Annotated in this window: 19 protein-coding genes; 10 read left to right on the top strand and 9 right to left on the bottom strand. The window is 76.2% G+C overall.

Annotated elements, in window-relative coordinates; translation table 11 throughout:
* Window positions 1-30: 30 nt before the first annotated feature.
* The 3 genes from BUE37_RS02665 to BUE37_RS02655 are packed head-to-tail and all read left to right on the top strand — an operon-like array spanning window position 31 to window position 2,546.
* Window positions 31-1,404 (top strand): cryptochrome/photolyase family protein, encoded by a 1,374-nt coding sequence (locus tag BUE37_RS02665; RefSeq protein ID WP_073418499.1) that lies wholly within the window; start codon window positions 31-33, stop codon window positions 1,402-1,404.
* Window positions 1,397-2,206, top strand: a complete 810-nt coding sequence (locus tag BUE37_RS02660) for an Fpg/Nei family DNA glycosylase (RefSeq protein ID WP_073418497.1) — start codon at window positions 1,397-1,399, stop codon at window positions 2,204-2,206. The genes BUE37_RS02665 and BUE37_RS02660 overlap by 8 nt, the downstream gene beginning before the upstream one ends.
* A 1-nt stretch (window position 2,207) precedes the next feature.
* On the top strand, window positions 2,208-2,546 hold the full coding sequence (locus tag BUE37_RS02655) for a hypothetical protein (protein ID WP_073418495.1): 339 nt from the start codon (window positions 2,208-2,210) through the stop codon (window positions 2,544-2,546).
* A gap of 190 nt (window positions 2,547-2,736) precedes the next feature.
* On the opposite strand, the gene BUE37_RS02650 is transcribed toward BUE37_RS02655, so the two are convergent.
* On the bottom strand, window positions 2,737-3,045 hold the full coding sequence (locus BUE37_RS02650) for a putative quinol monooxygenase (protein ID WP_073418493.1): 309 nt from the start codon (window positions 3,043-3,045) through the stop codon (window positions 2,737-2,739).
* A gap of 84 nt (window positions 3,046-3,129) precedes the next feature.
* On the opposite strand from BUE37_RS02650, the gene BUE37_RS02645 reads away from it, so the two are divergent.
* Window positions 3,130-4,542 carry an FAD-dependent oxidoreductase gene (locus tag BUE37_RS02645; protein WP_245794255.1) on the top strand — a complete coding sequence of 471 codons (1,413 nt, stop codon included), beginning with the start codon at window positions 3,130-3,132 and terminating at the stop codon, window positions 4,540-4,542.
* Here BUE37_RS02645 and BUE37_RS02640 read toward each other — a convergent pair.
* The gene (locus BUE37_RS02640; protein ID WP_073418489.1) at window positions 4,539-5,591 is read right to left on the bottom strand and encodes an inositol monophosphatase family protein; all 1,053 of its coding nucleotides are present in this window, start codon (window positions 5,589-5,591) and stop codon (window positions 4,539-4,541) included. The genes BUE37_RS02645 and BUE37_RS02640 overlap by 4 nt on opposite strands.
* Window positions 5,592-5,675: 84 nt before the next feature.
* Between BUE37_RS02640 and BUE37_RS02635 the strand changes: the two genes are divergently transcribed.
* Window positions 5,676-6,605, top strand: a complete 930-nt coding sequence (locus BUE37_RS02635) for a glycosyltransferase (protein ID WP_073418487.1) — start codon at window positions 5,676-5,678, stop codon at window positions 6,603-6,605.
* Here BUE37_RS02635 and ppc read toward each other — a convergent pair.
* The gene (gene ppc / locus BUE37_RS02630) at window positions 6,602-9,409 is read right to left on the bottom strand and encodes a phosphoenolpyruvate carboxylase (protein ID WP_083628220.1); all 2,808 of its coding nucleotides are present in this window, start codon (window positions 9,407-9,409) and stop codon (window positions 6,602-6,604) included. The two genes, BUE37_RS02635 and ppc, sit on opposite strands and share 4 nt — an antisense overlap.
* 57 nt (window positions 9,410-9,466) lie before the next feature.
* On the opposite strand from ppc, the gene BUE37_RS02625 reads away from it, so the two are divergent.
* Window positions 9,467-10,378, top strand: a complete 912-nt coding sequence (locus BUE37_RS02625; RefSeq protein WP_073418485.1) for an SMP-30/gluconolactonase/LRE family protein — start codon at window positions 9,467-9,469, stop codon at window positions 10,376-10,378.
* On the opposite strand, the gene BUE37_RS02620 is transcribed toward BUE37_RS02625, so the two are convergent.
* The 3 genes from BUE37_RS02620 to BUE37_RS02610 form a co-directional block, all read right to left on the bottom strand.
* Window positions 10,375-11,235: a tetratricopeptide repeat protein gene (locus tag BUE37_RS02620; RefSeq protein ID WP_073418483.1), complete on the bottom strand. Its 861-nt coding sequence runs from the start codon at window positions 11,233-11,235 to the stop codon at window positions 10,375-10,377. The genes BUE37_RS02625 and BUE37_RS02620 overlap by 4 nt on opposite strands.
* A gap of 103 nt (window positions 11,236-11,338) precedes the next feature.
* On the bottom strand, window positions 11,339-12,547 hold the full coding sequence (locus BUE37_RS02615; protein ID WP_083628218.1) for an ABC transporter permease: 1,209 nt from the start codon (window positions 12,545-12,547) through the stop codon (window positions 11,339-11,341).
* Window positions 12,544-13,470 (bottom strand): ABC transporter ATP-binding protein, encoded by a 927-nt coding sequence (locus tag BUE37_RS02610; RefSeq protein WP_073418481.1) that lies wholly within the window; start codon window positions 13,468-13,470, stop codon window positions 12,544-12,546. The genes BUE37_RS02615 and BUE37_RS02610 overlap by 4 nt, the downstream gene beginning before the upstream one ends.
* Before the next feature lie 85 nt (window positions 13,471-13,555).
* Between BUE37_RS02610 and BUE37_RS02605 the strand changes: the two genes are divergently transcribed.
* Window positions 13,556-14,233: a UdgX family uracil-DNA binding protein gene (locus BUE37_RS02605; protein WP_073418479.1), complete on the top strand. Its 678-nt coding sequence runs from the start codon at window positions 13,556-13,558 to the stop codon at window positions 14,231-14,233.
* Window positions 14,234-14,296: 63 nt separating this feature from the next.
* Here BUE37_RS02605 and BUE37_RS02600 read toward each other — a convergent pair whose 3' ends face one another.
* Complete coding sequence (locus BUE37_RS02600) at window positions 14,297-15,583, bottom strand: MFS transporter (protein WP_073419502.1); 1,287 nt, start codon at window positions 15,581-15,583, stop codon at window positions 14,297-14,299.
* A gap of 131 nt (window positions 15,584-15,714) precedes the next feature.
* Entirely contained in the window at window positions 15,715-16,362 is a 648-nt protein-coding gene (gene pdxH / locus BUE37_RS02595; protein ID WP_139252795.1) for a pyridoxamine 5'-phosphate oxidase, read from the bottom strand.
* Between the two features lie 162 nt (window positions 16,363-16,524).
* Between pdxH and BUE37_RS02590 the strand changes: the two genes are divergently transcribed.
* Complete coding sequence (locus BUE37_RS02590; RefSeq protein WP_073418477.1) at window positions 16,525-17,655, top strand: citrate synthase 2; 1,131 nt, start codon at window positions 16,525-16,527, stop codon at window positions 17,653-17,655.
* A gap of 101 nt (window positions 17,656-17,756) precedes the next feature.
* Window positions 17,757-18,872: a phosphoserine transaminase gene (gene serC / locus BUE37_RS02585; RefSeq protein WP_073418476.1), complete on the top strand. Its 1,116-nt coding sequence runs from the start codon at window positions 17,757-17,759 to the stop codon at window positions 18,870-18,872.
* A gap of 13 nt (window positions 18,873-18,885) precedes the next feature.
* Here serC and BUE37_RS02580 read toward each other — a convergent pair whose 3' ends face one another.
* Window positions 18,886-20,139 carry an osmoprotectant NAGGN system M42 family peptidase gene (locus BUE37_RS02580; RefSeq protein ID WP_083628214.1) on the bottom strand — a complete coding sequence of 418 codons (1,254 nt, stop codon included), beginning with the start codon at window positions 20,137-20,139 and terminating at the stop codon, window positions 18,886-18,888.
* Between the two features lie 166 nt (window positions 20,140-20,305).
* Here BUE37_RS02580 and sepH point away from each other — a divergent pair, with 166 nt between their 5' ends.
* On the top strand, window positions 20,306-21,178 hold the full coding sequence (sepH, locus tag BUE37_RS02575) for a septation protein SepH (RefSeq protein WP_073418474.1): 873 nt from the start codon (window positions 20,306-20,308) through the stop codon (window positions 21,176-21,178).
* Window positions 21,179-21,216: the final 38 nt, after the last annotated feature.

Below are 21,216 nucleotides of genomic sequence, written 5' to 3'. Positions count from 1 at the left end.
CGTCGCGCCCGGCCACCTAGCCTGGCGGAGGTGCCCACCGCGCTCCTCTGGTTCCGCCGAGACCTCCGGCTGAGCGACCACCCGGCCCTCGTCGCCGCGGTCGAGGCCGCCGGCGCGGACGGCGCCGTCGTGCCCGTCTTCGTCGTCGACCCGCGGCTGTGGGAGCCGTCGGGCCGGCCGCGCCGGCAGTTCCTCCGGGACTGCCTCGCCGACCTGCGCGAGCAGACCGGCGGGGCGCTGGTCGTCCGGTCCGGTGATCCGGCGCGGGTGGTGCCCGACCTGGTCCGCGAGACCGGGGCGGAGAGCGTGCACGTGTCCTTCGACGCCGGCGTGTACGGCCGCGCCCGCGACACCGCCGTCGAGCGGGCGCTCGGCGACGTCCCGCTCGTGCGCACCGGCTCGCCCTACGGCGTCACGCCCGGGCGGCTGACGAAGAACGACGGCACGCCGTTCAAGGTCTACTCGCCGTTCGCCCGGGCCTGGCGGGCCCGCGGGATCCACTCCCCCGCGCCCCGGCCCGACGCGGTCCCGTGGGCCGAGGGCCTCCGCTCGGAGGACCTGCCGCCCGCCCAGGACCTCGACGGCACGCAGCTGCCGCCGGCGGGCGAGGCCGCGGCGCACGACGCCTGGGCGCTGTTCCGCGAGCAGCGGCTCGCCGGGTACGCCGACACCCGCAACCTGCCCGGCACCGCGGGCACCAGCCGCCTGTCGCCGCACCTGAAGTACGGCACCCTGCACCCGCGCACGCTGGTCGCCGAGGCGGAGCCGCTGGCCGAGGACCACGGCGAGGCGGTGGAGCGCTTCGTGGGCGAGCTGATCTGGCGCGACTTCTACGCCGACGTCCTGTGGCACCGGCCCGACACCGCGCACGCGGCGTTCAACCCGGACATGCAGCGGATGCGCTACGACACCGGTCCGGTCGCCGAGGAGCACTTCGCCGCCTGGGCGGAGGGCCGCACCGGCTACCCGATCGTCGACGCCGGGATGCGGCAGCTGCACGGCGAGGCCTGGGTGCACAACCGGGTCCGCATGATCGTCGCGTCGTTCCTCACCAAGGACCTGCACGTCGACTGGTGGCGCGGGGCGGTCTACTTCCACGACCACCTCGTCGACGGCGACATCGCCAGCAACCACCACGGCTGGCAGTGGGTCGCGGGCACCGGCACCGACCCCTCGCCGTACTACCGGGTGTTCAACCCGACCCGGCAGGGCCAGCAGTTCGACCCCGACGGCACCTACGTGCGGCGCTGGGTTCCCGAGCTGCGGGACGTCCCCGACCGGTACGTGCACGAGCCGTGGACCATGCCCGGCGGCCCGCCGGACGGCTACCCGGCGCCGATCGTCGACCACGCGGAGGAGCGCCAGGTGGCGCTGGCCCGCTACCAGGCGGTGCGCGATGCCTGAGGGCCACACCCTGTACCGGCTGGCGAGGGAGCAGTCGGAGCTGTTCGCCGGCCGGCCGGTGCACGTGACCAGCCCGCAGGGGCGGTTCGCCGCGGGCGCCGCACTGCTCGACGGCCGCGTCGTCGAGGGGGTCACCAGCTACGGCAAGCACCTGTTCGCCGACTTCGGCGGCGACGTGCTGCACGTGCACCTGGGCCTCTACGGCACCTACACGACCGGCGTCGGCGACCCGCCTGCCCCACGCGGCGCGCTGCGCATGCGCTGGGTGGCCGACGGGCCGAAGGGCGAGGGCGTGTGGACCGACCTGCGCGGCGCGACCGCGTGCGACGTCCTCACCCAGCCCGAGGTGGACGCCATCCTCGACCGGCTCGGCCCCGATCCGCTGCGCACCCGGCGCGGCGGGCCCCTGTCCTACGCGAAGGTCGGCCGCAGCCGGACGGCGGTCGGCGCGCTGCTCATGGACCAGGCGGTGCTGGCCGGCGTCGGCAACGTCTACCGCGCCGAGATCCTCTTCCGGCACCGCATCTCACCGTTCCGGCCGGGCCGCGACGTGGGGGCGCAGGAGTGGCAGGCGCTGTGGGACGACCTGGTGGTGCTCCTGCGCGCCGGCGTCCGGATGGGCCGCATCGTCACCACCCAGCCGGCCGACCGCTCCCGACGCTCGGGCGCGGTGCGCCGGGAGGACGCGCACTACGTGTACCGGCGCACCGGCCTGCCGTGCCGGATCTGCGGCACCGAGGTGCGGACCGAGGAGATGGTCGGCCGCAACCTCTACTGGTGCCCCGTCTGCCAGGCCGTCTGAGGTGACGACCCCGCCCGGGCAGGAGCAGCAGGACCTCGTCGTCCCGCTGGACCTGCTGCGCCGCAGCTTCGACGTCCTCCTGCGGCACGTCCGCGAGCTCGCCGGCGACGAGGTCCGGCTCCCGGTCGACTCCTTCTGGTCGCTGTTCCCGCCGCAGCTCTACGACGTGGAGCGCCCCGCGGCGTCACAGTCGCTGGGGTCGCTGGACGACTGCCTCCACCAGCTCGAACGCATCGCCGCCGACCATCCCGACGACCTGGTCCCCTACGGCATGGTCTGGCTCGCCGACGTCCTGAGGGCCGTCGGCCACTTCGCCCATCGCGATCCGGAGGCCGACTGAGGACCTTGTCCCACGTCCCACGTCCCACGTCCCCCGTCGCGCTCGGGCGGCGAGATGCGGCTGATGGCGGTCATCAGCCCGCGATGACCGCAGCCGGCCGCAACTCGACCGGCGCACGCGACGTCGAGACCTGGGGACCCGTGGTGATCGGCAGCAGAGGGCCACTCGACGCGAGCGGCGGCGGCTCGGGTCAGAGGGCGCCCTTGGCGGGGTCGCCGGCGGGGACGGCGGTGAGCACCGTGACGGCCGGCGGCTCGGTGAGCTTGCCGTCGAGGCGCTTCGAGAGGTCGGTGAGCGCCTCGGCCTTGCCGTGCGTGGCGAGCGCCTCGGGGCTCTCCCACTGCTCCACCATCACCAGCTGCCCGCGGCCCTCGTGCAGGGCGTAGCGCTCGCAGCCGGGCTCCTCGTGCACCCGCGGCACCGTCTCGAGCACCGCCTGGCGGACCTCGTCGGCGTGCTCGGGCTTCGGGCTGATGGTGGCGACGACGACGACGGACACGGGCGGTCCCCTCTGCTCTGGTCGGTGGGCTCGCCGGGACGGTGATCTGGCGCACGGCGACCCGGCGGGGCCAGGATGCCAGTCGTGGCCGACGACGGATCCCCCGCCCCGGACAGCGAGCGGCCGCTGCGGGTGGCGGTGGTCGGCGCCGGGCCGGCCGGCATCTACACCGCCGAGGCGCTCACCCGCCGCGCGCCGGTCCCGGTGACCGTCGACCTGCTCGACCGCCTGCCCACCCCGTTCGGCCTGGTCCGGCACGGCATCGCGCCCGACCACCCGAAGATGCGCGCCATCCGCGACACCCTGCACCGGGCCCTCGACGACCCCGGCGTCCGCTTCGTCGGCAACGTCGAGGTGGGCACCGACATCACGCTGGAGGACCTGCGGGCGCACGTCGACGCCGTCGTCTACACCTACGGGGCCGCGCTGGACCGGCCGCTGGCCGTCGACGGCGAGGACCTGCCCGGCAGCCTCGCCGCCACGGACCTCGTCGCCTGGTACTGCGGCCACCCCGACGCCGACCGGGCCCGCGTGGAGGCCGCGCTGGCCGGCGTCCGGCGCGCGGTGGTGGTCGGCGTCGGCAACGTCGCCCTCGACGTCGCCCGGGTGCTCGCCCGCGCCCCGCAGGAGCTCGAGCCCACCGACATGCCGCAGCACGTGCTCGACGTGCTGGCCGCGACGCCGGTCGAGGAGGTCACCGTGCTCGGCCGCCGCGGCCCGGCCAACGCCAGCTTCACCACGATGGAGCTGCGCGAGCTCGACGGGCTCGACCGGGCCACCGTGCTGGTCGACCCGGCCGACCTCGAGCTCGACCCCGCCGCCGAGGAGCGCCTCGCCGGCGACCGCAACGCCTCCCGCAACCTCGCCGTGCTGCGCGAGTGGGCCGGCCACGAGCCCGCCGGGGACCGCGTCCGGCTGCGGCTGCGGTTCTACCGGCGGCCGGTGCGGCTGCTCGGCGCCGACCGGGTCACCGGCGTGGAGGTCGAGCGCACGGCCGTCGACGGCGAGGGCCGCGCGGTGGGCACCGGCGAGTACGAGGTGGTGCCGGCCGACCTCGTCGTCCGCTCGGTCGGCTACCGCGGCGAGGGCCTGCCGGGCCTGCCGGTCGACCCGCGCAGCGGCACCGTCCCGAACGAGGACGGGCGGGTGCTGCGCGACGGCGGCGCGTCGGCCGGCGAGTACGTGGCCGGCTGGATCAAGCGCGGGCCGAGCGGCGTCGTCGGCACCAACAAGCACGACGCCCGGGAGACCGTCGCGTCGCTGCTGGCCGACGCGGAGGCCGGCGTCATCACCCCCGGCGGCGACCGCGACGACCTGGTGCAGACGCTGCGGGCCCGCGGCGCCGAGCCGGTGCTGCTCGAGGACTGGCGGGCCATCGACGCCGCCGAGGTGGCGCTCGGCGCCACCCGCGGCCGGGCCCGCACGACGATGCACGAGCGGGAGGCGCTGCTGGCGGCCGCCCGCGCCGCGGCGCGCGCCTCGGCTCCGACCGCCTAGCTGCCCACCGCGGCGATTAGGTCGCGGGCGCCGGTCTCGGAGGCCGCGGCGACGAACCGGATGAGCGTCTCCGTGTCGGGCGCCAGCCGCAGCGGCCCGCCCTCGGGCGTCAGCGCCACCCCGCCGGCCCCGGCCAGCACGGCCAGGCCCCCGGCGACGTCGTGGACGTGGGTGCCGCTTCGGTCGAGGTCGTGCCAGGCGCCGGCCGAGCCGTCGGCCACCAGGCACAGGTCGACGGCGGTGCAGCCGGTGACCCGCACCCGCCAGGCGGTGGCCGGCACCCGCACCACCCGGCCCGACGGCGCGACGACGGTGCTGCCCTCGCGCACGGACGCCGGTGCCCCGTCCCGCTGCGCGCCGGCGTCGCGGCCCCCGGCCCAGCGGCGCCCCGACGACAGGTCGACCACCAGCCCGGCCACCGGCTCGCCGTCGTGCACCAGCGCCGCCGAGAACGCCCACGGCGGCAGGCCCGCGCGGAAGTTGCCGGTGCCGTCGAGCGGGTCGAGGACGATCCAGGGCTGGTCGCCGCGCACCGACGGGTCGGGCCGCTCCTCCGACAGCACCGGCACGCCGAGCGGGCGCAGCACCTCCACCGCGGCGTCGTGCGCGGCGTCGTCGGCGGCGATCGACCAGCTGCCGTCGTCCTTGCGGTGGTCACGGCCGGTGTCGCGGGCCAGCGCCACGGCCACCTCCACCCGGGTGGCGGCCAGCGCGGCGAGGTGGGCGAAGCGCTCGGTCAGCGGGGCGTCCGCCGCGGGCGGGGGCACCTCGAGCACGCGGCCGGTGCCCGCGTCGCGCACCGTCGCGCAGCCCCAGGCGGAGGCGACGGCGAGCAGCGCGGCCCGGTCGGTGACGTGGGTGGACCGGTGGACGACGACCGCCTCGGTGGTGCCCTCGTCGGTCCAGCGGCGGCGCAGGTGCGCGGCGGCGTCGTCGCCGACGAGGAGCCGGGCGCCGGGGTCGAGCAGCTCGGGCGCGAGCGCGGCGGGCGCGACGCCGAGCAGCCGTGCCGCGGCGTGGAGGTCGGCCCCGGACGCCGCGACCCGCATGGTCCCCGTTCCCGTCACGGTCCCCCCGCCTCGCCGTCCGCCCTCCCCGGCAAGGTAGGCCACCGGGCGGGGTAGGGCGCGGAGGTGTCCGCACCCGCGCCCGCCCGCACCGGCCTCGACGACGTCGACCTGGTCCTCCTCGTGCACCGCGAGGACCCCGCCCTGCTCGCCCGCCACCACGCCGCCGTTGCGGCGGCCACCGGCCGGGACTGGCGCGGGCGGGCCCTGCTGGTGGAGAATGCCCCCGCGCCGGCCACGTCGGCCGCGGCCCGCGCGGAGCTGGCCCGCTACCCGGACGCCGACCGGCGGGTGCTGACCGCGCCGCGCAACCTCGGCTTCGCCCGCGCCATGGACCTCGCGCTCGACGCCTGCCGCGGCCGCTACGTGGCGCTGGTCAACTCCGACGGCGAGCCCGACCCCAGCATGCTGCGCCGGCTCGCCGAGGTGCTGGACGCCGAGCCCCGCGCGGTCTGGGCCGCGCCGGCGGTGCACGGCCCCGGCGAGGCCGACGAGCCGCCCGGCCCGCCGTTCCCCGCCGGCGACCTGCCCGGCACCGCGCTGCTCGTCCGGCGCGCGGAGTTCCTCGCCGCCGGCGGCTTCGACCCGGCCTACTTCTTCTACAACGAGGACCGCGACGCCTCCTGGCGCCTGCGCGCGGCCGGGCACCTGCTGCTGCGGGTGCCCGGCACCGTCTTCCGGCACGGCAAGGGCGGGCGCAGCGCCCGCGGGGTGTTCCTGCGCGAGTGGCACTACGCCCGCACGACGCAGGTGCTCCTCCCGCAGCACGCGCGGCGGCCGGTGCGGGAGACGGCGGCCTTCCTCGCCCGCCGCCCCCGCGCCGTGCTCGCCCACCTCCGCGAGGGCGACCTGCCCGGCGCGGCCGGCATCGCGCTGGCCCTGCTCGAGCTGCCGCGCGGGCTCGCGCTGGCCGCCGCCCGCCGGCGCCGCCCCTGGGACGGCGACCGGCTGGCGGCGTGGCTGGAGCGCGAGCGGCTGCCGGTGACCGCCCTCTAGCCCGAGTTCCGGAGCGCCGTCGCGATCCCGTTGATCGTCAGCTGGATGTTGCGGCGCACCAGCTCGTCGTCGTCCCCGGTCCGGCGGCGGCGCAGCATCTCCACCTGCAGGTGGTGCAGCGGCTCCAGGTAGGGGAACCGGTTGCGGATCGAGCGGGCCAGCGACGGGTTGTCGGCCAGCAGGTGGTCGTCGCCGGTGACGGCCAGCAGCACCCGGCAGGTGCGCTCGTGCTCGGCGGTGATCTGGTCGAGCACCCGCGCCCGCAGCTCCTCGTCGGGCACCAGCTCGGCGTAGCGGGCGGCGAGGTCCAGGTCGGTCTTGGCCAGCACCATCCCCATGTTCGACAGGATCGTGCGCAGGAACGGCCACCGGCGGTGCAGGTCCTGCAGCCGGGCCAGGCGCTGCGGGTCGCCGTCGATCCACGACTCCAGCGCCGAGCCGGTGCCGTACCAGCCCGGCAGCATGATCCGCGCCTGCGACCAGCTGAACACCCACGGGATGGCGCGCAGGTCGGCGATCCGGTCGCCGGCCTTGCGCGACGGCGGGCGGCTGCCGATGTTCAGCTCGGCCAGCTCGCGGATCGGCGTCGCGGCGCGGAACCACTCCACGAAGCCCGGCGTCTCGTGCACCAGCGCCCGGTAGGCGTCCTGCGCGCGGGCGGCGAGGTCGTCGAGCAGCGCGTAGGCGTCCTCGGCGTCGTCGCCCAGCCCCTCGACGTCGAGCAGGGTGGCCTCCAGCGTGGCGGCCACCAGCGCCTCGAGGTTGCGGCGGGCCAGGTCGGGCTCGCCGTACTTGGCCGCGATGACCTCGCCCTGCTCGGTGATCCGCAGGGCGCCGGCCACCGCGCCGGGCGGCTGCGCCCGGATCGCCTCGTAGCTGGGCCCGCCGCCGCGGCCGACGGTGCCGCCGCGGCCGTGGAACAGCCGCAGCCGGATGCCCTCGCGCCGCGCCACCTCCACCAGCGTCAGCTCGGCCCGGTACAGCGCCCAGTTGGCGGCCAGGTAGCCGCCGTCCTTGTTGCTGTCGGAGTAGCCGAGCATGACCTCCTGCGCGTCGCCGCGGGAGGCGACCAGCGCCCGGTACAGCGGCTGGGCGAGGACGGCGGTCATCGTCTCGCCGGCGCCCTGCAGGTCGGCGATCGTCTCGAACAGCGGCGAGATGCCGACCGGGCAGGTCGGGCCGTCCTCGCCGTCGGGGTCGAGCAGGCCGACCTCCTTGAGCAGGACGGCGACCTCGAGGACGTCGCTCACCGACTCGCACATGCTGATCACGTAGTTCGGGATCGCCCGCGGGCCGAGCTTCTCGACCTGCTCGGCGGCGGCCACCAGCAGGTCGAGCTCGCCGCGCGCGAGGTCGGACAGCTGCGCGCCCGGGCGCACCAGCGGCCGCCGCATGCGCAGCTCGCCGGCCAGCAGCTCCACCCGCGCCGCCTCGTCGAGGGAGGCGTAGTCGGGGCACACCCCGGCCCAGGCGAGCAGCTCGGCGAGGACCTCCTCGTGGACGGAGGAGTTCTGCCGCATGTCCAGGCCCGCGAGGTGGAAGCCGAACACCTCGACGGCGTCGCGCAGCCGGGCCAGCCGGTCGTCGGCCAGCGCGCCGGCGCCGTGGGTGCGCAGCGAGGCGTCGACGACGGCGAGGTCGGCGAGCAGCTCGTCCGGGGAGGTGTACGGCTCGAGCTCCGCGTGCGGCGCGTCGCCGGGCACCCGGCCGAGCACCCGCCGCGCGGTGGCCGCGAGCCGGGCGTGCACGCCGGTCAGCGCGCGCCGGTAGGGCTCGTCGGCGCGGAACGGCGAGTCGTCGCGGGAGGCCTCCGCCAGGTGCGACAGCTCGGCCGTCGGGGTGACCAGCCGGTCGGACATCGACAGCTCGCTGCGCAGCTCGACCAGCTCGTCGAGGTGGTGGGCCAGCGCGGTCTCCGCGTGCCGGGTGCTGGCCCGGCGGACGGCGTCGGCGGTGACGAACGGGTTGCCGTCGCGGTCGCCGCCGATCCAGGAGCCCGGCTGCAGCACCGGCTGCGTGGGCAGGCCGCTGCCGGGCCAGCGCGACCCGAGCTGGCGGCGCAGCTCGGCGTTGATCTCGGGCACCACGCGGAACAGCGAGAGGTCGTAGTAGCGCAGCGCCTCGTCGATCTCGTCGGTCAGCCGCAGCCGCGACAGCCGCAGCAGCGCCGTCTGCCAGAGGCTGAGCACCGCCCGCTCCAGCTCGGCCGACCACGCCTGCTCGTCGACCTCGCCGGGTGCCGTCCGGTCGCGCTCGCGGATGAGCTCGGTGACCTGCTTCTGCACCAGCGAGATCGTGCGCCGGCGGACCTCGGTGGGGTGCGCGGTGACCACCGGGACCACCAGCGCCCCGGTGAGCTCGCGGGCGACGGCGTCGGGGTCGAGGCCCGCCCGGTCGAGCGCGGCGAAGGTGGCCGCGAGGCTGCCCGGCTGCGGCGGTGACCCGGCGCGGCGGTGGTGCCGGCGGCGGCGCTCGTGGTGCAGGTCCTCGGCGAGGTTGGCCAGCAGCGAGAAGTGGCTGAAGGCGCGGATGACGTGGTTGGCCGCGCGGACATCGAGGTCGCCCAGGCGGGCGGCGAGGCCCGCGCGGTCGGCCTCGGAGCGGCGCACCGCGAACGCCTGCACGCGCGTGGACTCGACCAGGTCGAGCACGTCGTCGCCGGTCTGCTCGCGGATCACCTCCCCGAGCACGCGGCCGAGCAGGCGGATGTCGTCGCGCAGCGGGGCGTCGTCGGCACGGCCGTCGCCCTCCGGGTCGCGCCCGGGCAGGCGGAGGTCGGCGACGTCGACGGTTGCTTCCGACATGCAGCGCAGTATCCGGGGTCCGTGTGACGCGCCTGTGTCGCGGGCACCTGGCCGCCCGTGCAGACCCTCCGCGCCACGCCCGCCGCCCCCGCTCCCGCCGCCCACGGGGAGGGTCCCGTCTGGGACGCCGACCGCGGCGAGCTGCTGTGGGTCGACATCTCCGCCGGGGTCGTGCGCCGCGGCGCGGTCGGCGACGACGGCGGCCTGCGCGACACCGGCTCGTTCCGCGCCGGCGACACCGTCGGGGTGGCCGCACCCGCGACGGCGGGCGGCTGGGTGGCCGCGGCCGGCGGCGGGTTCACCCACGTGGACGGGGACGGCACCGCCCGCGTGCTGGTCGACCTGGCCCGCGAGGGCGGCAGCGAGGAGGCCGGTGGCACGCGCATGAACGACGGCGCCTGCGACCGGGCGGGCCGCTTCTTCGCCGGCACCATGGCGTTCGACCAGCGGCCGGGCGCGGGCAGCCTCTACCGGCTCGACCTCGACGGCACCGTGGCTCCCGTGCTCGACGGGCTCACCGTCTCCAACGGGCTCGGCTGGTCGCCCGACGGCCGCACCGTGTACCTGTCCGACTCCGGGCCCGGCCTGGTGCACGCCTTCGCCTACGACCCGGACGCCGGCACGTTCTCCGCCGGGCGGGTGCTGCTGGAGACCGGCGGCGTCGACGGCGTGGCCGACGGGCTGACCGTCGACGACGAGGGCTGCCTCTGGACGGCGATGTGGGGCGGCGGCCAGGTGCGCCGCTGGTCCCCCGACGGCGACCTGCTGGCCGTCGTCGAGGTCGGCGTCGCGCACACCTCCAGCTGCGCGTTCGCCGGGCCCGGCCGCGACCTGCTGGTCGTCAGCACCGCCTCCGGCGAGGAGGACGAGGACGGGGCGGGGCGGCTGTTCACCGTGCGGCCGGGCGTCACCGGGCCGCCGGCCGACCCCTACCGCGGCCCGCTGGCCGGCATCCGCGAGGCGGTCTAGCTCTCCTGCAGCAGCTTGAGCGCGGCCGCGGCGAGCTGGTCGCCGGCGGCGGCGCCGCGCTCGAACTCCTCGGCCGCGCCGGCGATGTCGCCGCGGTCGGCCAGCAGCACGCCGAGGTTGTGGTGGCAGTAGGAGTCGCCGGCCTGGATGCCGGCGCGGTACGCCTCCTCGGCGGCCTCGTCGTCGCCCAGCTGCTCGCGGTACAGGTTGCCCAGCGGCAGCCAGGCCACCTGCTCGCCGAGTTTGGCGCCGCGTTCGAGCACCGAGCGGGCCTCGGCGGCGCGGCCGGTCTGCAGCAGCAGCGCGGCGAGGTCGGCGCGGGCGGCGGCGAAGTGCGCGGCGCCCGCCCGCAGCCGGTCCTCCAGCGCCGGGTCGAGGGTGGCGCACCACTCCCAGCAGGCGGCGACGGCGTCGGCCTCGTCGTCGCCCGCGGCCGCGAGGCCCCGCGCGACCTCGAGCGCCTGCTCGCGCTCCCCCTGCTCCCGCAGCAGGAACGCCAGCTGCAGCCCGCCCTCGGTGTCGCCGGCCGCCGCCGCGCCGCGGTAGGCGGCCATGGCGCCGGCGAGGTCGCCGAGCTGCTCGAGCACCAGCCCGAGGTTGCGCCAGGCGTCGGACTCGCCGCCGGCCAGCGCCACCTCGTAGGCGTCCACGGCCTCCGACCACCGCTCCTGCGCGGCCAGGCTGTTGCCCAGGTCGTAGTAGCCGGTGACGTCGCCGAGCGACGCCGCGCGGCGGAAGCACCACTCGGCGTCGGTCTGCCGGCCGGCCTCGGCGAGGTCGCAGCCCAGCTCGATGAGCTCGTCGGCGTCCTCGGAGGCCTGCAGCCGCCAGAGGCGCGCGTCCAGGTCCTCCGTCATGGCAGCGATCATGTCCGCCCCCACCTGCGCGCACGCCCTCCGTCGGGGTGAGGTCACCCCAACGTGTCCGGCGCTCCGCCGCGCGGGTGTCCCCCGCCCCGGCTCAGCCCTCGCGGGCCCGCAGCGCCTCCCGCAGCTTGGTCTTCCCGCCGGTGCGCAGCAGGGCGCCGGAGTACACCCGCCCGCCGAGCCGGACCACCAGCGCGATCGCCACGAGCATGAGGACGACGGCCACGCCGACCTCCCACGGCGCCACCTCGCCCGCGGCCTGGCGCACCGGCATGACCATGGGCGACAGGCCCGGCACGTAGGAGGTCACCGTCGCCAGCGTCCCGTCGGGGTCGCCCGCCGCCTGGACGGCGACGATGAAGCCCGCGACCAGCACCAGCGACGCCGGGGTGAGCACGCTGCCGAGGTCCTCCTGGCGGCTGACCAGCGAGGCGGCGACGGCGAACAGCGAGGCGTAGAGCGCGTAGCCGAGGACGAACCAGAACAGCAGCCACAGCACCGTGCCGACGAGCTCGCCGGGCAGGTCGACGACGTCGAACGCCAGCGCGCCGGCGATGCCGATGGCCGCGATGACCGCGATCTGCCCGAGGCCGAGGACGCCGAGGCCGAGGATCTTCCCGGCGAGCAGCTGCCACGGCCGCATCGTGGCCAGCAGCAGCTCGACCACCCGGCTGGCCTTCTCCTCGACCACGCCCTGCGCGACGAACTGGGCGAACAGGATCAGCAGGCTGTAGAGCACGACCACGCCGACGACGGCGACCACGGTGCGCTGGGTGTCGGCCGCGGAGTCGCCGTCGAGGGTGGTGACGGTGACCTGCGGCAGGTCGGCGGGGTCGACGCCGGCCTCGCTGAGCACCTGGCCCAGGGAGACGGCGGAGACCGCGCCGGAGACCAGCGCCTCCAGCGTGCTGTCGGGCTCGCGCAGGACGAGCTCGGGCGCGCTGCCGCCGCTGCCGAGGACGGCGGCGTCGACCTCCTCGTCCTCGACGGCGGTGCGCGCGGCGGCGTCGTCGTCGACGTCGACCACCTCGACGTCGAGGTCGAGGGCCTCCGCCTGCGCCTCGAGGGCGGCACCCAGCTGGGCGTCGCCACCGGCGACGCCGACGCGGCGGGTGTCGGACCCGGAGTTGACGACGACCTGGAAGACCAGGACGCCGAGGATCAGCACGACCATCAGCACGGAGCTGGCGATGAACGTCTTGTCGCGGATGCGGGTGGAGATCTCGCGGGCGGCGACCAGCCGGACGAGCTGCCCGCTGGACAGCGGTGAGGTGGGCTGCCCGGTGACCTGCGGCGCGCTCACGCGGCGACCTGCTCGCGGGCGGTCTGCTGCGCCGGGTCGGCGACGGCCTCGCGGAACAGCTCGACGAGCGTGGCCTCGCGCCAGGCGAAGTGGGTGACCCGGCCGGTGCGCAGCGCGGCGGCGAGCACGGCCTGGTCGTCGGTGCCGCCGGCGAGCTCCAGCAGGGTGTCGCCCCGCGACTCCGAGACCACCCGCACGCCCGGGACGCCCGCGGCCCAGCCGGGCGCGGCGTCGGGCACCACGACCCGCAGCACCCGGCCGGCCTCACGGCGGCGCAGCTCCTCGACGGTGCCGGTGGCGACCATGCGGCCGCGCGCGAGGATGCCGACGGAGTCGCACAGCCGCTCGACGAGGTCGAGCTGGTGGCTGGAGAAGACGACCGGCACTCCGGCCCGGCACTGCTCGAGCAGTGCCTCCGCCAGGGCGTCGACGCCGACCGGGTCGAGGCCGGAGAACGGCTCGTCGAGGATCAACACCTCGGGCCGGCTGACCAGCGCGGCGGCGAGCTGGACGCGCTGCTGGTTGCCCAGCGACAGCTTCTCCACCGGGTCGTCCCGGCGGTCGCCGAGGCCGAGCCGGGCGGCCCACTCCCCGGCCGCGCGGGCCGCGTCGGCGCCGCCCATGCCGTGCAGCCGGGCGAAGTAGGTGAGCTGCTCGCCGACCCGCATCTTCGGGTAGAGGCCGCGCTCCTCCGGCATGTAGCCGATGCGGCGCCGCATGGCCTCGTCGAGCGGGCGGCCGCGCCAGCGGACCTCGCCGGCGTCGGCCCGGGCCAGGCCCATCGCGATGCGCATCGTCGTCGTCTTGCCGGCCCCGTTGGACCCGCAGAAGCCGAACATCGAGCCGGGGGCGACGGTGAAGCCGACGCCCTCCAGCACGCGGTTGTCCCCGTAGCTCTTGTGGAGCCCGTCGAACTCGAGCACTGCCCCTCCGTCCGCTGGTCCCCGTGCGCCCCGACGCTATCGGTCCCGCCTCGCGGCTCCCGCTGACCTGGGGTGTCATCGGTCCATGAGCCAGGAGAACGTGCCCGCGAGCCCACCGTCGGGCGTCGGGCTGGAGGGCCTGCGCGGCGCCGCCGCCGGCTGCCGGGCCTGCGAGCTGTGGGAGCCCGCCACCCAGACGGTGTTCGGGGAGGGCCCGGAGACCGCCCGCATCGTGTTCGTCGGCGAGCAGCCCGGCGACCAGGAGGACCGGAAGGGCGAGCCGTTCGTCGGCCCGGCCGGGCGGCTGCTCGACCGCGCGCTGGCCGACGCCGGCATCGAGCGCCGCGACGCCTACGTCACCAACGCCGTCAAGCACTTCCGCTTCACCCCGACCGGCAAGCGGCGCATCCACCAGTCGCCGGGCGCCGAGCACATCCGCGCCTGCCGGCCGTGGCTGGAGGCGGAGTTCGAGGTGCTCAAGCCCGAGGTCGTCGTCTGCCTGGGCGCGACGGCGGCCAAGGCGCTCATCTCGCCGTCGTTCCGGATCACCAAGGAGCGGGGGAAGCTCATGCCGTGGACGCCGCCCGGAGTGGCGGCGGCCGAGGCCGGCGACGACGAGGCCGACGAGGAGGCGCCCGCGCAGACGTGGATGCTCGCGACCGCGCACCCCTCGGCGATCCTGCGCACGCCCGAGGAGGCCCGCGCGGCCGCCTTCGACGCGCTCGTCGCCGACCTGCGGGTGGTGGCCGGCGCGCTGGCCTGACGGGCGAAGGACCTCCCTGCCCCCCGCCACTCGCGAGCTCGCGGCGGGACCCTGCAGGGAGGCCTAACTGCGGATCGGTGAGGCGCTGCCCTTCTGCGACGCCCGGAAGTGCAGGAACGAGGGCACCGCGAGCGCGACGACGACCATCGCCACCACGGTGACGACCCCGCCGGACACCATCGCGACGCTCACGCCCGCCGCGCTGGCCATGGCGCCCGCCCGCAGGTCGCCCAGCCGCGGCCCGCCGGCCACCACGACGATGAACACGCCCTGCATCCGGCCGCGCATCTCGTCGGGCGCGGCGGTCTGCAGCATCGACGAGCGCAGCACCGCGCTGACCATGTCGCCGGCCCCCGCCACGGCGAGGCAGAGCACCGCCAGCCACAGCGACGGCGCCAGCCCGAAGCCGACGATCGCCACGCCCCACACGACGATCGCGGCGAGCACCACCGCGCCCTGCCGGTCGACCCGGGACACCCAGCCCGAGGTGAGCCCCATGAGCAGCGCGCCGATGGAGATGCCGGCGAACAGCCAGCCGTAGGCGTTGGCCGACCCGGCGAAGCGGCCCTCGGCCAGCTCGGGGAACACCGCCTGCGGCCAGGCGAAGAACATGGCGATGACGTCGACGACGAACGTCATGAGCAGCACCGGCTGGGTGCGCAGGAAGCCGAAGCCCTCCCCCACCCCGCGCAGCGCGGCGCCCAGCCGCAGCGGCCCGGCCACGCCGGCCGGGGGCAGCGGCGGCAGCCCGCGGATCAGCAGAGCCGCGACCAGCAGCGTGACCGCGTCGACGACGTAGGCGAGGAACAGGTCGCCGAGGCCGATGAGCAGGCCGGCCGCGAGCGGGCCGACGATGACGCCGACCTGCCGCACGGTCATCGCCAGCGCGTTGGCCGCGGCGACGCCCTCCGGGCCGACGAGCGCCGGGATGACGGCGCTGCGGGCGGGCTGGTTGACGGCGGTGAAGCCGGACACCGCCGCCACCAGCACCCACAGCAGCCAGAGGTTCCCGCCGCCGGGCAGCAGCGCCTGCAACGCCAGCAGCGCGCTGGTCACCGCGGACCCGACGCCGGTGACCAGCATCAGCTTCCGCCGGTCCATGGCGTCGGCGATCGCGCCGCCGAGCAGGCCGAAGACGACCAGCGGCACGAGCGACACGATCGAGGTGACGCCGACCAGCAGCGAGTCGCGGGTGAGCGCGTAGACCTGCACCGGGACGGCGACCAGCGTCATCTGCTGGCCGACCATCGTGGTGGTCAGGCCCCAGAACAGCCGCCGGTACCCGGGGTTGCGCAGCGGGCTGGTGTCGATCGTCCAGCTCCGCGACGACCGCCGGGCCGGCACGGGCACCGGCTCGGCGACCTTCCCCGGCTCGACCGGGTCGACGGGCAGCTCGTCCCCCGATGGTGACGTGCTGGAACGGCCCTGCTGCAGGGGCCCGCCCCGAGCCTGCGAGGGGTGGGGGGCAGCGGGGTCCTTCGTCATGGAGCGAGCCGCTGGAGCACCCAGCCGCCGCCCTCCTCGTCGTCGCGCACGAAGCGCAGCCGGTCGTGCAGCCGGCCGGGACCGCCCTGCCAGAACTCGACGTGCTCGGGCACCACCCGGTAGCCGCCCCACGTCGGCGGCCGCGGCACCTTCTCCGTCGTCGTCTCCTCGTCGAGCAGCCGGACGCGGGACTCGAGCTCGTCGCGGGAGTCGACGACGGTCGACTGCACCGAGGCGACGGCGGCCAGCTGCGCCTCGCGCGGGCGGGGGTCCCACAGGTCGTCGGAGGCGGCGTCGCCGATCCGCTCGATGCGGCCGGTCACCCGCACCTGGCGCTGCAGCGCGTGCCAGGGGAAGACCAGCGCGGCGCGCGGGTTGGCCGCGATCTGGGCGCCCTTGGTGGAGGCGTAGCTGGTGCCGAAGACGAAGCCGGCCTCGTCGTAGCCCTTGAGCAGCACGATGCGGGCGTCGGGGGCGCCGTCGGCGTCGGCGGTGGCCACCACGACGGCGTTGGGGTCGGGGACCTCGGCGGCGACGACGTCGCGGAACCACCGGTCGAACTGCTCGAGCCAGGTGGGCGCGAGGTCCTCCTCGCGCAGCCCCGGACGGTCGTAGTCCCTGCGCATGCGGGAGAGGTCGGCCACCCCGCCATGCTGACACCGCCCGCGCGGCACGGCTCCGGGCGGCTCCCGCTGGGCGGCAGCCCCGCGTGGAGGGCGGGCGGCTGCTGGGCCTAGTGTCGCGGTGCAGTCGTGCGCCGCGGAACGTGCGGGCACGAGGTCCGCGCGCGCAGAGGAGCATGCGAGATGGCCGACGACTTCGTACCCGGCCTCGAGGGCGTCATCGCCTTCGAGACCACGATCGCCGAGCCCGACAAGGACGGCGGCTCGCTCCGCTACCGCGGGGTCGACATCGAGGACCTGGTCGGCAAGATCACCTTCGGCAACGTCTGGGCGCTGCTGGTCGACGGGAAGTTCGGCCCCGGCCTGCCCCCGGCCGAGCCGTTCCCGATCCCGGTGCACAGCGGCGACGTCCGCGTCGACGTGCAGGCCGCGCTGGCGATGCTCGCCCCGTTCTGGGGCTACCGCCCGCTGCTGGACATCTCCGACGAGGAGGCCCGCGACCAGCTGGCCCGCGCCGCGGTCATGGCGCTGTCCTACGTCGCGCAGTCCGCCCGCGGCATCGGTACGCCGGCCGTGCCGCAGAGCCGCGTCGACGAGGCCAAGACGATCGTCGAGCGCTTCATGGTCCGCTGGCGCGGGGAGCCCGACCCGGCCCACGTCGCCGCCGTCGACGCCTACTGGACGTCGGCCGCCGAGCACGGCATGAACGCCTCCACCTTCACCGCGCGCGTCATCGCCTCCACCGGCGCCGACGTCGCGGCCGCCATGTCCGGCGCGATCGGCGCGATGTCGGGCCCGCTGCACGGCGGCGCCCCCTCCCGCGTGCTGCACATGCTCGACGAGGTCGAGAAGAGCGGCGACGCGGAGAAGTACGTGAAGGACCTGCTGGACCGCAAGGAGCGCCTGATGGGCTTCGGGCACCGGGTCTACCGGGCCGAGGACCCCCGCGCCCGCACGCTGCGCAAGGCCGCCCGGGAGCTCGGCGCCCCGCGCTTCGACGCCGCCCTGGCCCTCGAGCAGGCCGCGCTCAAGGAGCTGCGCGAGCGGCGCCCCGACCGCCCGGTCGAGACCAACGTCGAGTTCTGGGCGGCCATCGTCCTCGACTTCGCCGAGGTCCCGAGCCACATGTTCACGTCGATGTTCACCTGTGCCCGCACCGCCGGCTGGTGCGCGCACATCCTGGAGCAGAAGCAGACCGGCCGCCTCGTGCGCCCGTCGGCCCGCTACGTCGGGCCCGCGGCGCGCAAGCCCGAGGAGGTCGAGGGCTTCGACACCATCCAGGTCAAGGCCGTCGACGCCGCCGCCCCGGCCTGACGCCAGGCACTCCACTCCCGGCTGACGACGGCCCGGGTCCGCTGCGTGCGGGCCCGGGCCGTCGCCGTCGGCCCCTCCTCCGAGCCCGAGAGGCACCCGGCATGACCATCGAGATCCCCGCCGACCTGCTCCCCGCCGACGGCCGGTTCGGCTGCGGCCCGTCGAAGGTGCGCCCCGAGGCGCTGCAGGCGCTGGCCTCCGACGGCGCCGGGCTCATGGGCACGTCCCACCGCCAGGCGCCGGTGAAGAGCCTGGTCGCGCAGGTGCGGGAGGGTCTCGGCGAGCTGTTCTCCCTCCCCGAGGGGTACCAGGTCGTGCTCGGCAACGGCGGCTCGACGGCGTTCTGGGACGTCGCCACCTTCGGCCTGGTCCGCCGGCGCAGCGCCCACGGCACCTACGGCGAGTTCTCCGCCAAGTTCGCCTCGGCGATCGCCGAGGCGCCGTTCCTGGAGGAGCCGGTGGTGGCGGCGGCGGCGCCCGGCTCGCTGGCCCTGCCGGAGGGGCAGCCCGGCGTCGACGCCTACGCGTGGGCGCACAACGAGACGTCCACGGGCGTCATGGCGCCGGTGGTCCGCCCCGCCGGTGCCGACGACGACGCCCTCGTGCTGGTCGACGCCACCAGCGGCGCCGGGGGCCTGCCGGTCGACGTCGCGCAGGCCGACGTCTACTACTTCGCGCCGCAGAAGTCCTTCGCCTCCGACGGCGGCCTCTGGATCGCGCTGATGAGCCCGGCCGCGCTGGCCCGGGTGGCCGAGATCACGGCCTCCGGCCGCTGGATCCCCGGCTTCCTCGACCTCGCGACCGCCGTGGACAACAGCGCCAAGGACCAGACCTACAACACCCCGGCCGTGGCCACGCTGTTCCTGCTCGCCGACCAGGTGCGCTGGATGCTGGGCCTGGGCGGCCTCGACGGCGCCGTCGCGCGCAGCCGGGAGTCCTCCGGGCGGCTCTACGGCTGGGCGGAGGCGTCGCCGTACGCCACCCCGTTCGTCGCCGACCCCGCGCACCGCAGCCTCGTCGTCGGCACGGTCGACCTCGACGGGTCGGTCGACGCCGCGGCCGTGGCCAGGACGCTGCGGGCCAACGGCGTCGTCGACGTCGAGCCCTACCGCAAGCTCGGCCGCAACCAGCTGCGGGTCGGCATGTTCCCCGCGGTCGACCCCGACGACGTCAGCGCGCTGACCGCCTGCGTCGACTTCGTCGTCGAGCGGCTGTAGTCGGACCGGCAGGTCAGCGGGCCTGCTCGCCGTCGGCGGGCTGCACCGCCGTGCTCGGGAAGTCGCGCAGGTCGCCGGTCGGCGTGCGGTCCCAGCTGCGGAACGTGAGGTCGGTCTGCAGGTAGAGCGCCACCAGCTCCGCGGTGCTGCGGATGCCGTCGAGGTGGGTGCGCTCGTTGCCGTGGCTGCCGTCGATGCCGAAGCCGATCAGCGCGGCGCGGGTGTTGGCGCCGGCCTCCAGCGCGGAGGCCGCGTCGGAGCGGTAGTACTTGTAGACGTCGCGGCGGTGCGGGACGTCGTGCACGCGGCACAGGTCGATGAGGTGCCGGGTCAGGTGGTAGTCGAACGGCCCGGTGGAGTCCTGCATCGCGATGTTGACGCACTGCTCCGAGGACGACTGGCCGGGCGCGACCACCGACGTGTCGATGCTCACCAGCTCGGCGACGTCGGCGTCGAGGCCGTGGCTGGCGCCGAGGCCCACCTCCTCGGCGATGGTGACCAGCAGGTGCGCGGTGACCGGGACCTCGACGCCGTGGTCGACGATCGCCTTGAACGCGCCGAGGGCCGCGGCGATGCCGGCCTTGTCGTCGAGGTGCCGGGAGTTGACGAACCCGCCGCTGGTGATCACCGGCTGGGCGTCGATGGCCACGAAGTCGCCGACCTGGATGCCGCGGCGCTCGAGGTCGGCGCGGCTGTGCACCACCTCGTCGACGCGGACCTCGACGAAGTCCCAGCCCACGCCCTGCTCGTCGACCTCGTCGCCGTAGCGGTGCCCGCTGGCCTTGATCGGCAGGATCGTGCCGGTGTGCCAGTAGTCGCCGGAGACGTCGTCGCTGAAGATCGTCACCCGCGCGCCCTCGGCGAAGCGGGCGCTGTGCGTGCCCACCGGGACGATGGCCAGCCGGCCGTTGTCCTTGAGCTGGCTGACCATGCACCCGATCGTGTCGGCGTGCACGACGACGGTGCGGTCGGCGCCGGGGGCGCGGCTGGGCAGCTCGGCGATCAGCGCGCCGCGGCGGGTCACCTCGAAGTCCAGGCCGAGGGCCCGCAGCTCGCCGCCGATGACCTGCATGACGTGGTCGGTGCGCCCCGACGGGCTCGGGATGGTGAGCAGCTCCATCATCACGCGCTGCACGTAGTCCATGTCGATCGGCAGGCGCTTCTGGCCCGCGTCGACCGGCGAGGGGAGGAAGCGCGCGTCGGGCTCGGCGTCGGGTGCGGACTCGTCGCGGACGAGGCCGGCGTCGTCGCGGGGACCGGTCAGCATGGGAGCCGAGTCTAGGGCGGCGCGGCGGCCGGACCGGGGGGCGGGCAGCGCCGGGCGGCGCCCGCCACGCCGGACCGCCTGCACCCGCGCGGGCGCCCACGCGGATAGCCTCGCCCCAGGCCCGGAGTGTCACCGGGTCCGTCCGTGTCGTCCGAGGAGGTCCGCCGTGCGCTCCCTGCGTCTCGTGGGCCTGTCCGAGGACGGCCGCAGCCTCGTGCTCGCCGTCGAGGGCGCCGACGGCACCGACGACGGCGAGCGCTTCGAGCTCCCGGTCGACGACCGGCTGCGCGCCGCGGCCCGCGGCGACACCCGCCGGCTGGGCCAGATCGAGGCCGACGGCGGGCTCTCCCCGCGGGTCATCCAGTCCCGCATCCGCGCCGGCGAGACCCCGGAGCAGGTCGCGGCGTCCTCCGGCACCCGGGTCGAGCGGATCATGCGCTTCGCCCACACCGTGCTGCAGGAGCGCTCGCGGCTGGCCGAGCAGGCCCGCGAGGCGCGGGTCCGGCTGTCCGAGGGCATCCCGGGCGCCCCGCTGCAGCAGTTCATGGCCGAGCGGCTGCGGCTGCTCGGCGCCGACCTCGACGCCGTCCGGTGGGACGCCGCGCGCGCCGAGGACGGCACCTGGGTGGTCACCGCCGCCTGGCGCGCGGGCGCCAAGGAGGGCACCACCCTCTGGGTCTACGACGTCCCGGCGCGCACCGTCACCCCGGCCGACCAGGGCACCCGCGACTTCGCCGAGGGCACCCGCCTGGTGCGCGTCGTCCCCGGCGTCCCGGCCGAGCGGCCGATCATGCCGGTGCACCGCAGCGCCGCGGTCCCCGAGCGGACGCCGGCCCCCGCGGCCGAGGAGCCGCCCGCGCCCGTCGCCCCGCCGGCCGCCGAGCGGCGCACCGACGCCGTGCAGCTCACCGACGACGAGATCGCCGAGCACGACACGGTGGTCCTGCGCACCGGCGAGACCGACGGCGAGGACGAGGACCCGCGGGCCCGCGTCCCGGCCTGGGAGGACATCGTCTTCGGGGTCCGACGCAACCGCTGACCTGCGGCTGTGACCGACCGGACGTGTCCGACCGATCG

Origin of the sequence: Geodermatophilus nigrescens (genome assembly GCF_900129495.1) — a bacterium.
GTDB classification, from domain to species: domain Bacteria; phylum Actinomycetota; class Actinomycetes; order Mycobacteriales; family Geodermatophilaceae; genus Geodermatophilus; species Geodermatophilus nigrescens.
This window is presented reverse-complemented; position numbering and strand designations above follow the sequence as displayed.